Here is a 15,309-nt window from a genome sequence, read left to right as displayed (position 1 = left end):
TGACTTTCAAATTATACGTATTACCCCTTCCTTCGTCAATGATTTATTATTGTAAAATTCTGTTTTTTGAATTTTCTTTGGAAGGGAATCCTTAATATTCAACAGGAATATCAATATTTAACAAATAAGGATTAACAATTCATTATTTTAATATTAATAAAGTGCGCTACTTGTATAAGTTTCTAATATTTTTAATCCAATATAAGTTCATTCGTTATTTTTGTATAAGTATTATTATGAAATAATACTCCAATATTATCCTGATCATTCATGCACCAATAGTTTGACGGAATCAAAGTACATCACTATACTTATTAAGTCTTAAAAAAAGTACGGGAATTATGCTTAATAATTGAAGAAGGTGACATTCATGGATTTTGCAATTACCTATCTGTCTTTTTATTTAATCCAAGTCGAAGGAAAAGGCGATCAGGCTGATAAGCGTTTTAAACATTTCCAAACTCTTGATACTGAAGAATACGAAGAAAGTCCTCTAAAGGATTTTTTGGATGGGGAATTGATGAAGATTTCCAAACGGAAAGTCGACCGTCATCCAAAAACTGAACAAATACCAACGAAAATTGGTTCTTTTATTGTCGAAGAAGGACATGCACTTGATTCCAACCCTAATTACAATGTATTTAACCGTGTTCGATATGCTAAAACAAAACAGGAATTCCAAGAGGAAAATGAACAATTCACGCGGTCTTATATTGATACGAGTGCCGTCCGTGGCGGTGTCTTCATAATCGCATCGGCAAAATTAACGAAATATCTTGATGAACCATTCGTTTTCTTACTAAAATGTGATTTCGAGCCGAAAGTTGCTTCCATTTCGGATGAACGGACCTTGATTAGGCACGTTGAAATGGCAATCACCACTAAAAATATGAAATCCATCCAATACCCCTACATGCCCGAAGAAGGAATGGTCGAAGAAGGTGAACTGAAGATCCATCAGGCCTCACATGCCCGCTACTTCGAGGACTTCTTGAAATTCGTCGAATATGGCGAATCGATGCCGGAAATCATGAAAAACCAGGTCATCCATATGGTCCATGAACATGTATCCGCTCAATTCGAAGAAAACAGTGACGAACTGCAGAAATTCGAACAAGACCTGGAAATCTGGGAAACTAGTGAAAAGCGGGAAATTCAGGAACGCCTTGAAACACACCAAGTCGTCGAAGCCACAGCCCAGATTGTCGAACATACACCTGAAGCCGAATTACGAATGAAGCTTGGTAGTACATCTATCAAAGGACTGTTAGCCGATTTTGGCGATAGCATCCATTTAGGAAAGATTAATGGAAAGTATGTATTAATGATAGAATCCAATACAATAGAGTTCGATAAAGGCGTTTCCCCGATTGAGTTTCATAAGCCGGATGATTTGATGGAGATTGTGGAGAAGATTAGTAGGAAGGTTTGAGGGATTTTATACGTGTATTTTGAGCATTGTGTGACAATAACAGAAAACAGCGATTACAAAGGTTTTCTCGGCAATATTAGTGACCGATAGTGTGACCGCTAGATTAACAAAAAAATGGCTCTTATTCCTGTTAAAAGGTTTCCTAAAGGATTATTATCATTAAGAGAGAATGCATTATGAAATAGCATTCTCTTTTTATATTTATACTTCAATTCAATACAACCTTTTATTAAATGTACATAACCCTTGCTTTTTATATTTTCTTATTAGTTTTGCTTCATATTGTCTTGCTTCTTTTTCTGAATCAAATTCCGCCAGAAACTTATAAGTGAGCTTCCCTTCTTGCATCAACTTCTTATGTTCCAAGTTTCCTCTATTTGTATATCTTCTACAACGGTACCAAACTCCACTTCCAATATAAACAACAACTCCGTTAAGCCCATGCTCATAAACGATTTGGGTGTTTACCTTCCTGAGTTCATTTGGATTAATTCCATTCTTCTTAATAAGTTGTATTATTTTCTGAAAGGTTGTTCCATAAATATTGGCTATGTCCTTGTTTGTCATTTTGTCTGTTAAATGTTGTATTAGTTGCTCTTTTGTTGGCAACATAAAAATCACCTCGATATTCTTATATCGAGGTTTAGAGAAATGTAAACTATTTACGTATATTTAGTTCCTTTTCTTTTTCTTTGACTAAACGTTCTAATTTTGTCCAATCATGTCTTAAAGTTTCAAGATTATCCTCCAAAAACAAAACTTCGTATTTTTCATCTTCTGGATCCGTAGGTAAACCTTCCCCTGTTAAATTTCTAATAATATTCTTTGTAATATCAACATTAGTTTTTATATTTCCTGTAATTAAATCAAGAGAAGCAAATATAAAAAACTTTTCTTCAAATTTTTTCAATTGAATTTCTTTAACTTTTATTTCTTCAATATACCTTTTTATAATTTTATAAAAGCAATACATTGTATCATCAAGCATAATCTGGACTCGATCTTCATTATTTATGACTTCATCAGTTTCCTTAGAGTAATGTAATCCTTCTTCATCTTTGAACAAATAAAAGTTTTCTATACTAATGTTACTATGAACAAATTTAGAAAGTGGACTGTACTTTTCTATGTACAATATATATAAGCCTGAATATTCTGCCATCTTGTCTAAATTTGGCATTTCTAGATATTTTCCATTTTGTTTGTCTGAATAAATCTTTTTACACTCTGCAATTATTTGGTATCTTTCTCTCCACAACGATGTCTTTGTAACATATTTAACTGGTCGGGAGCTTAATAATGATGATAAAATTTTAGCTTGATCATTACTTTTAGAGCGACAATAATTTTCAAATTGATTACTTATTGATAAATACTCCATTCTAATTAGTATCTCAATAATTTTTCTCATTAATATTGTACTTGAATTAACTTGTCTGTTCTCCATTAATAAAATAAATGATTCAAAAGTTTTGTATGCATCTACAAACAACATATTTAAAGCTCTTGACTTATAATTATCGTTGTAGTGCATTCCTTTTATTATCTCAGTACTTAAATCACTTAAATTTTCAATAACTGAAACTTTATATTCAGGATCATTAAGTATTCCTTTAATCATTCCAGCATATTCTTTTTTACCCAAAACTGCACCCCTATATTTTTTAAAAGTAATATTACTCAATTATTAATAATATAAAATTGATATTTTATTTATCGTTTTTCATAATCTAGTGTACCTTTATTCATTTCCAATTATTAACAAGAATCTCAAAATCCACATCTGCCCATTTTTTCTTCCATTCTTGTAAGTAACTAATATCATTTGATGATGGAGTTGGCTCACATGGATTAATTGTTACTAGAGATGGCATTACAATAGAATCACCAATAAGTATTGCTTCACCTTCTTTTAATGTTGGTAAGGAGTCTGTTAAAGGCCCTAAACTATCTGGAAGTAACCTTTTCACATAATTTTGATCCTCTGGATTTGTTAATCTCATAGAAATGAAATTACTGCACTGTGAAAAAATGGTTTCAGAAATTTCAGAAGGCCTTTGGCTCACAATCATTGCAGTGACCCCATATTTCCTACCTTCTTTAGCAATTCTTTCTATTGAAACTCGACATGAGTTATATTTAGATGATTTTATTTTTGGGATATATTTATGGGCTTCTTCATAAACTAACATTATTGGAGTTTTATCAAAATCATCATTAAAAGTTTTTTTGAAATAATACCCATATTCAAAAATCACCCTTGATATTAAAGAAACAGTTATACTTAGAACTTCAAAAGGAACCCCACTTAGATCAATTATTGAGACATTATGATTCGTTGGGGTTTCTTGCCCTTCTATTTCGTACCCTAAAAACTGTTTGATAGTATCTTTAAAAGAAATTGTTTTTACTCTGCCGGTGAGTAAAAAACTTAATCTCTTGTCATTTAATTTGTTTTCCATTCTTGATATAAAATTAAGGAAATCCCCAAAATTAGGACCATTTGAAGTACCTGCTGGAGTTAGAATATCTTCAAACATTAAATTTATATTATCACTTGTAATCTCAAATTCGTGACCCTCAGTATTTTTCCAAACAATCTTATTCTCTTTATTTTTTCTATTATTGTTTTTGTTAAGTATATAAGTAAATACTTCATTTATATCGAATTTATATGGCGCATCATATGTTACTTGTTTTGGATCCACTCCTGGATTATGCTTTTTCTTATTAAGGGTTACTGCTTCTTTAAACACATTTCTTTGATTATGATCATTTGCTTCAGTATCTATGAATAATTCTTCTAATTCTTCACTATTCATTAACCAAAAAGGTAATACTAAGTTATTTACATCAATATAGTTAGCTCCTGGAAATGCTTCCTTATATTCTGAATGAATATCGAATAAAACAATATGTGAATTGTTTAACCCTTCATATCCATTATTTTTAACTGCTAAAGCCTCTTGTAGTACTTTTGCAACTGTATGAGACTTACCAGAACCAGTAGAACCTACAACAGCAATATGTTTATTGAAAAACTTATCACCATTCACCGGAACATTTATTTCTTTCTCTTGTGTTAAATTTGAAAAGCAAAACCTTTTTATAGGTTCAACAGCCTCATAAATAGTCTGTATCTCTTCTATTTTTGCAAGCTTCACATCTGTCGGTGGAATTGCAATATTATTTCCCCCTCTAGTAAACTTTCCATCACTATCCAAAAATCCAAGGGGCATCGCTTCTAGAATATACTGACTTTCACTACCCTCTTTTTGAATTGAAAAATTTTCTATTATACAAATTAAGGCGCAATCTTCACTATCCGATACTCGAATATATGATCCTACCGAAAATCTCTCAGCTTCTAATTTAAACTTCTCAATGTCAGTTACTTCTATCTTAATTTTGTTCGGCAATACTGAAATAACCTTTGCAATTTTTTGTTCAAAAGTCGCTTCCATCTTTATTCCCCCTATGAAATCATTCCTAAGATTTGCTGTATATCTTCAGTGAATATTTGGATATGTTTTGTACTTGAATTTGTATCTAATGGTACTTGCTTATTATTGTGAAACTGATATATTTCATTGAAATTCATTTTCCTAACTACTTCTGGTAAATCCTCAATATTAATAATCTTTACCTGCACACTTTCATTTCTCTCAATGATCTTGTCTATTCTAAATTTATCACCATTAAAAAAAGTACCATCCATAAAGAAAAACTCTTGATCTATTAGGGACTGTTTAATAATGTTCAAATTTCCATCTGCTATATTACTAAAACAAATAAACGGGGCCGGCGATTTATTAGGACGATAATACTTTCTCATTATTTTATATATAGTTTTCTGTACATCAACAATATGATCCTTTTCATTTGTTTCTATTACAAATAACCTTTCAAAATTATTAATATTGGGAGTTTTAATTGTAAAAAACTCCTTTTTTATCAATTTCTCATATTGCTCTTTAGTTAAAAAATCGGCATAGGAAGAATGAAAGATAACTTTTTTCACATCTTTGATATGTCCATCCAAGTCAATTTTGTTAATTTCTCTCATACTTTTTTCTTGGATAGCTAAATCTAATAATTTAGATCTAAAAATTGAGTGATAATATATTGCAAGTATATAATCATTTTTAGTATATAGTCGTTTAATTAAGTCTATAAGTTCAATAAATTGAGATTTAAAATCGTTAGAAAAAATTACTTGAAAATTTCTTATAAACTGACTTTTTAAATTGCGCTTATATCTTGATTTTTCATCTCCTAATATCTTATCAAGTTCAGACAATTTTAGTGATTTAATACAAGGGGGTTGATCTTTAAAATGACAATATAAATTAAGCTTTTTACTATTATCTTGATTAAATATATCTATTAATTGCATTATGGGTTTTCTAATCTTACTATCACTGTAATCTTGTGTTTCTTTATGTTTTACTTGAATAACATAATTGTCGTAATTAATATCCTGTATTTGTTCAAATTGGACTCTTGTTCCGGGATTATTTAATATTTCTAATAGTGTAATATCAAATTGATATAAAAAACCCTTGATTGCGTAATATCCTCCATCCCTTTCCTCCGGAGCCGCATTAACTTGTGAATTCAAACTATCTACCTCCAACAATTTACAACTACTTACATTATATATCCTTTTTATATAAATTTTGTGAATTTTTTAGGAATAATGTAGAAGTCTTGCTGGAAGGAAAAAAAATAAACAGCAAATTTAAGAATTTCTCATTAATTATACTTCTAACAATAATTTTTATACTCTTCCAAGAATTTTAAGAAGCGGGTCATTACTCAAATCCTCCGGTTTAGCTTGTTCTTCTTTGAATTTCTGAGCTGCATCTAATCCAAGCAATTTGAAACTCTCGATAATTTTAGCTTGAGCTTTCATTGCTGTACTGACCGACGGATGTTCTTTTTTTCCATGAGGACCCATGACAGTATAACCATCTTGAAAAAGTTCACGTTCGCAAGCCTCAACTGTTGCTAGGTTAAATGCTAGTCGTTCAATTATGATTTGATTAGTTGGGTCAAGTTTTCCGATTTTCTCTAACTCTTTAACCACATAGTCAAAATAACGTATGGTAGTTTCATCAAAATGTTCAGGTGCTTTCATATTAATTCTCCTTTACATATTTATACATAAAAATAGTTTTTATAAAAAATTCTGGTAGTGAAAGTGTACCTATGGTGGTTATTACAGTACTTACACTGTTTTTGTTCTGGAGGATAGGCGGTACCCCTCATCCTATATAAATGTTTTATTCAAACCATCGCCTTATGAAACCATAAGAGACTTCGGCATTACCCATTGATCTTAAGGATAAGTTCACCCTATCTAACAGGTTTGTTCGTGTCATATCCTTACCCTTGTTCTTCATCTCATCTAAGTAGTAATCAATTAAGATTGTTGCAGCTGCAAACCTAAACTTATCTTCATCTATAATTCCACGTACTATTTGTAAATGATTTAGTTTCTCTTTCATTTGATGTTCCATCCTCTCTTACTTAACTACTATTAACTGAGTGCTTAAACCCTGTAATGATATGGGCCAGGTGCCTAACTCATTATATGGAATATCATTATCAAAAGTAGTTATTGCGCAGTTACCAAAGTACTTCATTCCAGATGGTAGGTCGATATATACATCAACATTATTTCCTTGAAAGTGCTCTTCTCTTAATGTTGCATATGCCTCACTATCAGTAACGAATGCTTTATTACAAGCTATTGAGAATACTTCTGTATCAGTGCTTTCTACTGAATGACTTAAGGTAGCATTTCGTTGGGCAGCTAATGCTATATTTGTTCCTGCTTTATGGATGTATACTTTGCATCTCATTCCTGATTTTTTTGCCATTCTTATTTACCTTCTTTCAATTATAAAAATAAAAAAGAAGCCAGAAATTAATCTGACTTCGAATGTGAAGAACTTCAAATATAGTTGAATACTTAAGTAGTAATAGTTAACTTAGCTAATGCATCAGGATTATAAACTGCCCCATCCATGTAGGCATCAAGAAGGAATCCAACTGAACCTTTAAGAGCTTGTTCAGTATCTTGAATTGTAATAAGCTGTGGATCTTTTTTAATCATAACTGCGTATCCAGCTTCAATATTTCCGAACACACATGGGACTTGTCCAACATCAGTACCATCTTCTAATGAGCTAGTAACTGTTAATTCTAAACCAAGGAAAGTATAAGTTGGACGGCCATTTACAATACCATTCTGCATATAAAAATGTCCTGCTCCATCTTTCAACTTAGAAAGTTTGTTAAAGAAAGGTCTTGAAACAATGAACGCTGAACCTTGTAGATATTCTGGATGAATTGATGTTACCATGTCAAGAATCTTATCTAACAATTCAATATCAGTAACTGCTATTGGTAAAGTAAACTTTCCAATCTCTTCATTTGGAACAATACCTTTAAAGTCTTCATCAAGCGTACCCCGAAGGATTGATTTTTCAACAGCTTTGAAGGTGCGTTTTGCTAGTAAGTTAGGGATATATTCAGCCATATTCATAGCAGAATCATTAATTAATTGCATTGTTAAAGCCATGTATGCTCCTACTCGCTTCTGAGCAAGGTCTATATGTCCAAGTTCGATTATACCTTCAGTTAGTGACTGTCCTTCGCCAACAAAGGCACCAGTTCCAACGGATGTTTCTCTAGCAATTCTTAATGTACCAGCCACAGATGGAAACTTACGAGCACGAGCAAATACTGGGGAACTTTCTTCTAGCTTCTCAACAAGAGTGTCAGCAACTGCTGTTGGAATTACAGCTCCGTTTCCTACCGTTGTTTGAATACCAAGTGTACGAGCCTCTTGAACTTCGCCTGCAACAAATGCATTAAAAGCTTGGCTTTCTAAAGTTCGTTTTTCCTCTACTTCATTTTTATAAGTGGTTCCATATCGATGTTCAGTTTTCATTGTATTGTTTATCTCCTTTTGTTTGTTAACTGAATTTTCAGTCTTTTCGTTAGACACTTGTGCATTTTTAGGAATATCAACTTCTTCTACCAAGTCAATTCCTCGGGCTTGTATTGAACTTTGGCTATATGCAGGGTTGCGAACTATCGAAATTTCGAACAGCTCCATTTGTTCAATTGTTCGTTCATAAAGACCCGATTCAATTGATCTCCAACTGTCTTTGATAGTACGAAAGCCAAAGCTGAGATTTTTCAAAATTCCCGACTTAACCAATTCATAATAATCACGTCCCCAAGATGTAGAAGTAATTGTCGCCGTAAAGAAAAGACCTTTATCATCTTCTCTTAATTGTAAGCTTCCATTGCGAGTGGACGAAAGAATCATTTTTGAATTGTGTTCTGCCAAAAAATCAATATCTAGTTTTGCATTTTGAATTGCACGAGCAAAAGCTCCTTTTGCAATCTTTTCTTTAAAGCGCTTAGTGACGCCTAGAGTCTCAGAAAGCTGTTCCGTTTTATTAACATATCCACTTACAGTCATCGTTCCGTCTCCATTAGAACGTAGTTCAGTTGAATTAGCACGCAGTTCCATTTTCATATTTTCTACTTCCCTTCTAGTTCTTCAAAACATTCAGCAGCTAAATCCTCTAGTATGGAATCTATGATAAAGTTTCCACTGCAAGTTCGGTCTTCTGCTGTACGAAGAACTTTTCTTTCTGAATTTTCTAGGGTATATATCCGTTCGTTTTTAACCCATCTATAAGTATTTTCATCGTTGTTTAAGTTCGACATGATATGTCTCCTTCGAATTAATATTTTGCTTTGAAAGCAAACTTAAAAAATCGTAAAAAAATAGCCATACCCGAAGGTATGACTCTTGATTTTCTACTTCGCTCGGATTTAGGCAAAGATCGTCATGGCAAGAATAGAAAGTTTGGCCATAGCATTCGTACAAAACGCCAACTGTATATATATGACCCTTTCGGGCACTAAATATTTCTGCTTCTCATAATAAACAACATCGGCAACTCAACTAAAATCAAAATCGGAGAAATTCATTTATGGCAACAAAAAACCTATGTTGTTTATTATAAGAATCAAATTATTAAGGAGGTTGAATGAATAGCCAACTTCTCCGAAATGGAAGAAAAGAGGAAGCTAACTAAACATTCAACTTAAATCATGAATATTAAAACTCTTAAGGAAAAACGTTTCACTCAATTACGAAAGAAACAGAGAGGAAAGAGAATTGGAATAAACTTATCTCTCTATAAATATATATACATATCTAAAGTGCTTGGTACGATATATTGGAAAATAATTGCTTTTAAAGCATTTTTTTATCTCCCTAATTCATATATATACGAGTGCTACATACTAGACACTTTTTCTGAAACTATTTCATAATAAAACGCAAGTGAGATTTGAAAACTTCTCAAAAAAATAAGACAGCCATTAGGCTGCCTCGGAAAAGCTAAAATATGAAGAAAAAATCTCAAGTGCTTCTATGGTAGGAACTTTAGAAAGGGTCTTCATAGGAACGCCAGTGTAATTTCTTTTACAATCTTTATAAGCTGATTTTTTAGCTTCTTCCTTGTAATCTTTTATTGTTTGAACTCTTTCCTCATTTGAATGCTCTTGTCCATCCAATGCGGTCATAAAATAGGAAAGATACTCAGAATATTTTTCTTCAACAAACTTTCTCATTTCAAGGTATTCTCGCTCGCTCAATTCTTCTCGAAATTCGTCCCCTCTAGAAACGGAGTAATAAACGTATTTATTAGGATCATGAAGTTTTGAGAATAATTCTCCTGTATCTTTATCAAAAGAATATCGTATTTCTTTCGGCAATTTTGGAGGGAGAATTTGATACTTTCTGAATAAATCAATGTACCTTCCGATTGTATGTCTTTTGAGAGTATCCGGTATTTCGTATCCTAAGTCTTCATAATCAAGAATCGTATAATCTTTTTGAAACAAAACTTTCAATATTTTTTCTGCTGTTCTTTCCTTAGGAAAAGAAACTTCGGTACCAGCTAATTTTTCGCAAAGCCTAATGAACTCAGATTTCTCTTGTTCTTTATAACCTGTAACAGTGTAAGCTTTGCTTCGTCCGACTTTAGTTTCTATATAATAATAGTCTTTTAGAAATTTTTCTTTATGAGATTTAAAAGAGGTCTGCTTTATATTAAGAGCCTCACAGATTTCTTTAGTGGCATAGGTTTTTAGTTCAATCATTTTGAATGTCTCCTCAGTTTTCTTAGAATGTGTGAATAGGTAACATTAAAAGTTACCAATATATATATATAAATGTATGGAACATTTCGATGTTACCTATCAGTGATTTTGGATAAATCTTCATGCAGCTGCAGGGATGATTCGAAAATATAAACCATGTAGCCAGGACTATATTTGTTCTTTTCAACTTTTAAAATCTTATGACCTAGCTCAGTTAACTTGATAGCAAGCGATCTTTTGAATATACGTTTTTTTGAAATTGGATTGTTTGACATTGGATGGTTCCTCCTATTTGAATGTTCTTCTGTAAATTAAAAAACCTTCCAGTAGTAGGAAGGTCATTCTTCGATAATTTGAAAAATTGGTGATGAAGCATTTTGAATTTTGTCCTTTAAATACGAGTAAATTAATCCTCGTGATATCGCTGATTTATTTAAATCATTCGATTTACAGTAGTTGGAAAATTCTTCATATAAAAATTCTGGAATTGAGAAAGAAATGGTTTTAGTTTGCATCTTGATAAAGCCTCCGTTTTAGTTGGATTTATTATATATATGTACTATATCCGATGCATGCAAAACGTAAATCAACTGGAGAAAACTTTTTTAGAATGAATTCTAGGGGACTTTTAAGAAGATTAATATATATCCATTAGTCAGATAATTAGAGTCCAGCACGGGTCAATTTGGAGCTTCTGAGGATAGGTATGAGGATTGATTAAAGATATATAATGAGAATTTTAATTACATCTTAAACTTATAGTGCTGTAAGGCCAAATAAAAAAAGGGAGATTTTCCGCTCCCTTCTCATAAATATTCATTCGTTATTATTTATTTCATCTGAAAAGAAAACCCGAAGGTCCCTTTTCATAATCTATTCATTTATTGTGGTTTGTTTTCATTCCAAAGTTTTGCATTTTCTTCAAGGCTTTCAACACGAGCGGAAAGATCTTCTAATTGTTTTTTCAATTCTTGATTTTCAATTTCCAAAGTTTCATTTCCCGTTTGGAGAGCATTGATTTCTTGTTCATATGTGCTAATTTTCCCTTTGGTTCCCTGAACTTCAGATGAAAGATTTCCTAACTTTTCATTAATGGCTTTGTCTTGGTCTTGAAGTGGTTTAAATTCATTCCAATACAGCATGTTTCTAAACTTTAAGAAACTGCCTGCAAGTTCATATCTTAGAACTGTATCATATGGTCTAAATTCATATCTGTTATACTCTGGCTGTTCAAATTTGTTTTTCATGATATTATAACCCAACACATACTGAACATCACTGTAGAAGGGGTCTGTCTGTTTAACATCTTGGGCAACCATTTCTGCTGATGCGTTAGATGTAATTCCTCCAATAATTCCTACTGCTAAAAGTAATCCAGCAATTTTCTTTTTCATAATGATTTTCCCCCGATGTTTATAAATATTTCTTTATTAACCGATTCTGTTTCAATCTGCAATATATTGTAACATTAGTAATAAAGCTTGTACGCAAATCTAGAAAATTACCAGATTTTTAACATAAAATATTGATTTTAAAATAAAAAATAAGCCTTGATGGGCTCGTCTTGATTGGCTCGTTTTTTGTTAAAAGTTATTATCGATAAATTCTGCTTCTTCATCCGAGTTAAGGATTCCAGTAGCTTTTCCAACAGTCCCATTTTGATAATCCCAAAAGTAGTTATGATCTTGAGCAACGTTGTCAAAGTTTCCTTCTTTCCAACCAGTTACGATATTTAACAAATCACCTTTAAGCATGAATTCGCTATCAGCCACAATCTCGTAAACTGCATTGATGTTTTCGGAATTCATCTCAATTGCTCCCCATTTCTCTTCTGCAATAACTTTTTGATGAGTCATATGGTGCATAACATCCATGACTTCTTCTTGAGTTGAATTTTGGGTAAGACCAGTTTCATCTTGTACTCCACCAATTTCTGCAGTTTGTTCATCCATGTCTTCTTCTTCATCCTTATTCAAAATTTCCACGGGGGTGGCTGTATTTTCACGCTTTGCTTCATAATTTTTAGCGTTCTGATACATTGTCATTACCACCGAGATAATTGCAGCAGCTGCTATAAGTCCAACCATTGACCATCTAAATTTGTTCATTGTAATTTCCTCCGAGTCATAGTTCGATTATCACTCATTTCAGTTACATCCTTTTATGGATAAGCTAACCATTATTATATTAACATATACTATTAACAAATAATCTTAAACTATTAAGTAACCATATAGATAGATATAAAATTTTTATCTTATAATAAAAAAATTGAGCATAAGTTATTAATCCTCAAAATCTAAATTGATTAGATGGGGTTAATAATCACTCTGTATTGGCCATTAAACTATTCCCTATATAAATTCTATATAAAATTTATTGGAAACCAATACAGAGCATCCTGAGACTTCTGGGTACTATACAAATCTTACCAGTTAATTAATTGAACATTGGAATCTTTTAATCTTTCTTCAAATATCTCATAAGGATCAATTTGTCCATGCTTCAATTGGCTTTTATATAAGGTGTTTTCTAAGCAAGTTCTAAAGTAAGCTCCAAAGTTATCTATATCAGGATTTGCTTCTACCTCTTTTAAGACCCTATAACAAACTTCTTTACTAAGTCCCCTGATTCGATATTCGTTAGTTAATTTAAAAATTATATCATCATTGTTAACTGATTCCTTGTTAACAATATAATTTTTTTTATCTTTATATTGTTCTTTTTTATTTTTCTTTTTAATACTTGAGCCCTTTTGTAAAGGCTTGCCGGTCCCTTTAGTCAAGGCTAGGGTTTCCCTTTTGTCATAGCTGGGATTTACTTTTTGTCTTTCATGCTCTTGATTTGGTGGTATGTTCTGGTCTTCCCTTTTTTCAGACTTAGGATTACTCTCCAATAGTAATTCATCTACAATCTTATCTGTGATGTGAAAATATTTTTTTGAAGGAACACCCATTACTTTTGTTGCTATGTAACCGGCGACTTCTAATTCTTTAACAGCCTTAAGTTGCTGTTTGTATGTCAAAGAAGTTTCTTTCTCTAAAGTTTCACTAGTTAAAAAGAAGAATTCTTTGTCCTCTCTTATAGTTAACATTCCTTTGCTGCCGAAACTTTCATAACTTGAACACAACTGTCCAAATATGATGGCTCCATTTACTGATACAGAATGAGCTAAATCTTTGTTGTACATTACAAATCCTTTACCACTTAAAATTGACATTAATTTCATTATAGTCTATCTCCCTTGACACAGAAGAAGTAGATTTGCTACTATGTTTCATGTAGAAGTTTAATTCTTCTGCGATATTCTTAATAAGAGATGGTAGAGCCGCCAAACTCATTTGCCATCTCTTTATTTATTTTATTATAGCGAACGTATATTCGTACATAAAATTTTATATCTTTTAACCCTTTGTTTATGTTTTTGTTCAATCTCTGTCCGCTTAAAAATAATCATGTTAAAATATACCTAGGAAATCTTTTCAGGTTTAAAGAGCAGCTTTTAAGGAGGTTGTTCTTACTGTGAAAGGAAGTATAACTAAAAATAAACAAACAGGAAAATGGGATTTTGTCTTCAATGGTGGAATAGACCCTTTGACAGGTAAACGAAAGCAGATTCGCCGCAGAGGTTTTTTATCTAGACAAAAAGCTTTAGATGCTATGACACTAGTTAAATCTGAAATTCTTCAAGATGAATTTACTGATTTATCTTCATTAAGCTTAGAAAAGTTTATGATTGAATGGTTTCAGGAACGTAAAATCCAATTACAGGCGAGCACTTATGAAACTCAATATATTTATTTTAGAACTGTCATAAAGCCTCGCTTAGGTCATTTTAAATTACAAAAAATAACTCCAATGATTCTTCAAAGATTTGTAAATGATTTAGTGAAAGAGAACCATTATTCTGAATACACAATTCACCTTATATTCCGTGTCTTAAGTGCAGCATTAAAAAAGGCAACTATTATTAGACTGATCAAGACGAATCCTTCCATAGGCATTACATTACCTAAAATTAGAAAGAAGGAAATTGAAATATGGTCTCTTGAACAGATTAATTATTTTATAGCAGCCTCTAAACAGACTAAACGATTAACACGTTGCTTTGTAGGTTTCCTTATCGGTTTCCTATGTGGATGCCGTGAAGGCGAAATAATGGGACTTAGATGGAAAGATATAGACTTTGATACTAACACTATATATATACGTCAAACTTTAACTCAAAAGGCTGAAATTAAAGCAGGAGCAAAGAATAATTCTAGTGTTCGGTCAGTTAGTATTCCTGCAAAATTAATACCCGAACTTATATGTCACCGACAAATGATTATTGAAGAAAAACTCTTACTAGGTGAGAAGTATGAAGATAATGATTTAATAATTTGCACACAACATGGAACGCCGATGATTCCACGAAATTTCAGGAAAGAGTTTTACAATTTAACCGATAAAATTGGATTACCTCGAATAAAATTTCACTCATCTAGACATTCACATGTATCTCTTCTAATTCAGCAAAATGTAAACGTAAAGCTAATTAGTGAAAGATTAGGTCATGCTGATATTTCAACGACACTTGATATTTACAGTCACGTTTCGCAAAATATGCAGCAAAGTGTAGCAATTGAACTTGATAAAATACTTCAATTGTGACCAATTTTGTGATCATCGCAACCTAA

General features: G+C 32.0%; 16 protein-coding genes. 2 read left to right on the top strand and 14 right to left on the bottom strand.

All coding sequences use genetic code 11. From position 1 onward, the window contains the following. Positions 1-370 precede the first annotated feature (370 nt). Complete coding sequence (locus tag MKX49_RS10465) at positions 371-1,432, top strand: DUF3900 domain-containing protein (protein ID WP_340876379.1); 1,062 nt, start codon at positions 371-373, stop codon at positions 1,430-1,432. A gap of 213 nt (positions 1,433-1,645) precedes the next feature. Here the strand turns inward: MKX49_RS10465 and MKX49_RS10460 are convergent, their stop codons facing one another. From MKX49_RS10460 to MKX49_RS10395, 14 genes are all read right to left on the bottom strand, one after another. Further along, positions 1,646-2,044: a hypothetical protein gene (locus MKX49_RS10460; RefSeq protein ID WP_340876378.1), complete on the bottom strand. Its 399-nt coding sequence runs from the start codon at positions 2,042-2,044 to the stop codon at positions 1,646-1,648. Positions 2,045-2,090: 46 nt separating this feature from the next. Then, positions 2,091-3,077: a DUF5677 domain-containing protein gene (locus MKX49_RS10455; RefSeq protein WP_340876377.1), complete on the bottom strand. Its 987-nt coding sequence runs from the start codon at positions 3,075-3,077 to the stop codon at positions 2,091-2,093. A 100-nt stretch (positions 3,078-3,177) separates the two neighbouring features. After that, the gene (locus MKX49_RS10450; protein ID WP_340876376.1) at positions 3,178-4,896 is read right to left on the bottom strand and encodes an ATP-binding protein; all 1,719 of its coding nucleotides are present in this window, start codon (positions 4,894-4,896) and stop codon (positions 3,178-3,180) included. Between the two features lie 11 nt (positions 4,897-4,907). Continuing rightward, positions 4,908-6,053: a hypothetical protein gene (locus MKX49_RS10445; protein WP_340876375.1), complete on the bottom strand. Its 1,146-nt coding sequence runs from the start codon at positions 6,051-6,053 to the stop codon at positions 4,908-4,910. A 159-nt stretch (positions 6,054-6,212) separates the two neighbouring features. Further along, the gene (locus MKX49_RS10440; RefSeq protein WP_340876374.1) at positions 6,213-6,572 is read right to left on the bottom strand and encodes a P27 family phage terminase small subunit; all 360 of its coding nucleotides are present in this window, start codon (positions 6,570-6,572) and stop codon (positions 6,213-6,215) included. A 145-nt stretch (positions 6,573-6,717) separates the two neighbouring features. Further along, the gene (locus MKX49_RS10435; protein WP_116821441.1) at positions 6,718-6,942 is read right to left on the bottom strand and encodes a hypothetical protein; all 225 of its coding nucleotides are present in this window, start codon (positions 6,940-6,942) and stop codon (positions 6,718-6,720) included. Between the two features lie 18 nt (positions 6,943-6,960). After that, positions 6,961-7,317, bottom strand: coding sequence for a hypothetical protein (locus MKX49_RS10430; protein ID WP_340876373.1), 357 nt, complete (start codon positions 7,315-7,317; stop codon positions 6,961-6,963). A gap of 92 nt (positions 7,318-7,409) precedes the next feature. Continuing rightward, complete coding sequence (locus MKX49_RS10425; protein WP_340876371.1) at positions 7,410-8,990, bottom strand: phage major capsid protein; 1,581 nt, start codon at positions 8,988-8,990, stop codon at positions 7,410-7,412. Between the two features lie 5 nt (positions 8,991-8,995). Beyond that, positions 8,996-9,184: a hypothetical protein gene (locus MKX49_RS10420; RefSeq protein ID WP_340876370.1), complete on the bottom strand. Its 189-nt coding sequence runs from the start codon at positions 9,182-9,184 to the stop codon at positions 8,996-8,998. A 663-nt stretch (positions 9,185-9,847) separates the two neighbouring features. Further along, positions 9,848-10,630: a hypothetical protein gene (locus tag MKX49_RS10415; RefSeq protein WP_340876368.1), complete on the bottom strand. Its 783-nt coding sequence runs from the start codon at positions 10,628-10,630 to the stop codon at positions 9,848-9,850. 92 nt (positions 10,631-10,722) lie between these two features. Next, positions 10,723-10,905, bottom strand: coding sequence for a hypothetical protein (locus MKX49_RS10410; RefSeq protein ID WP_340876367.1), 183 nt, complete (start codon positions 10,903-10,905; stop codon positions 10,723-10,725). Between the two features lie 606 nt (positions 10,906-11,511). Further along, the gene (locus MKX49_RS10405; protein ID WP_340876366.1) at positions 11,512-12,024 is read right to left on the bottom strand and encodes a hypothetical protein; all 513 of its coding nucleotides are present in this window, start codon (positions 12,022-12,024) and stop codon (positions 11,512-11,514) included. Positions 12,025-12,213: 189 nt separating this feature from the next. Further along, complete coding sequence (locus tag MKX49_RS10400; RefSeq protein WP_340876365.1) at positions 12,214-12,738, bottom strand: DUF6241 domain-containing protein; 525 nt, start codon at positions 12,736-12,738, stop codon at positions 12,214-12,216. A 320-nt stretch (positions 12,739-13,058) separates the two neighbouring features. Next, positions 13,059-13,859 (bottom strand): hypothetical protein, encoded by an 801-nt coding sequence (locus tag MKX49_RS10395; RefSeq protein WP_340876364.1) that lies wholly within the window; start codon positions 13,857-13,859, stop codon positions 13,059-13,061. 293 nt (positions 13,860-14,152) lie between these two features. On the opposite strand from MKX49_RS10395, the gene MKX49_RS10390 reads away from it, so the two are divergent. After that, positions 14,153-15,283 carry a site-specific integrase gene (locus MKX49_RS10390; RefSeq protein ID WP_340876362.1) on the top strand — a complete coding sequence of 377 codons (1,131 nt, stop codon included), beginning with the start codon at positions 14,153-14,155 and terminating at the stop codon, positions 15,281-15,283. The last annotated feature ends 26 nt before the right edge of the window (positions 15,284-15,309 follow it).

The organism is Peribacillus sp. FSL M8-0224 (assembly GCF_038003055.1).
Classification (GTDB): domain Bacteria; phylum Bacillota; class Bacilli; order Bacillales; family DSM-1321; genus Peribacillus; species Peribacillus frigoritolerans.
The sequence above is the reverse complement of the archived record's forward strand: the minus strand, read 5'-3'. Positions and strand labels throughout refer to the sequence as shown.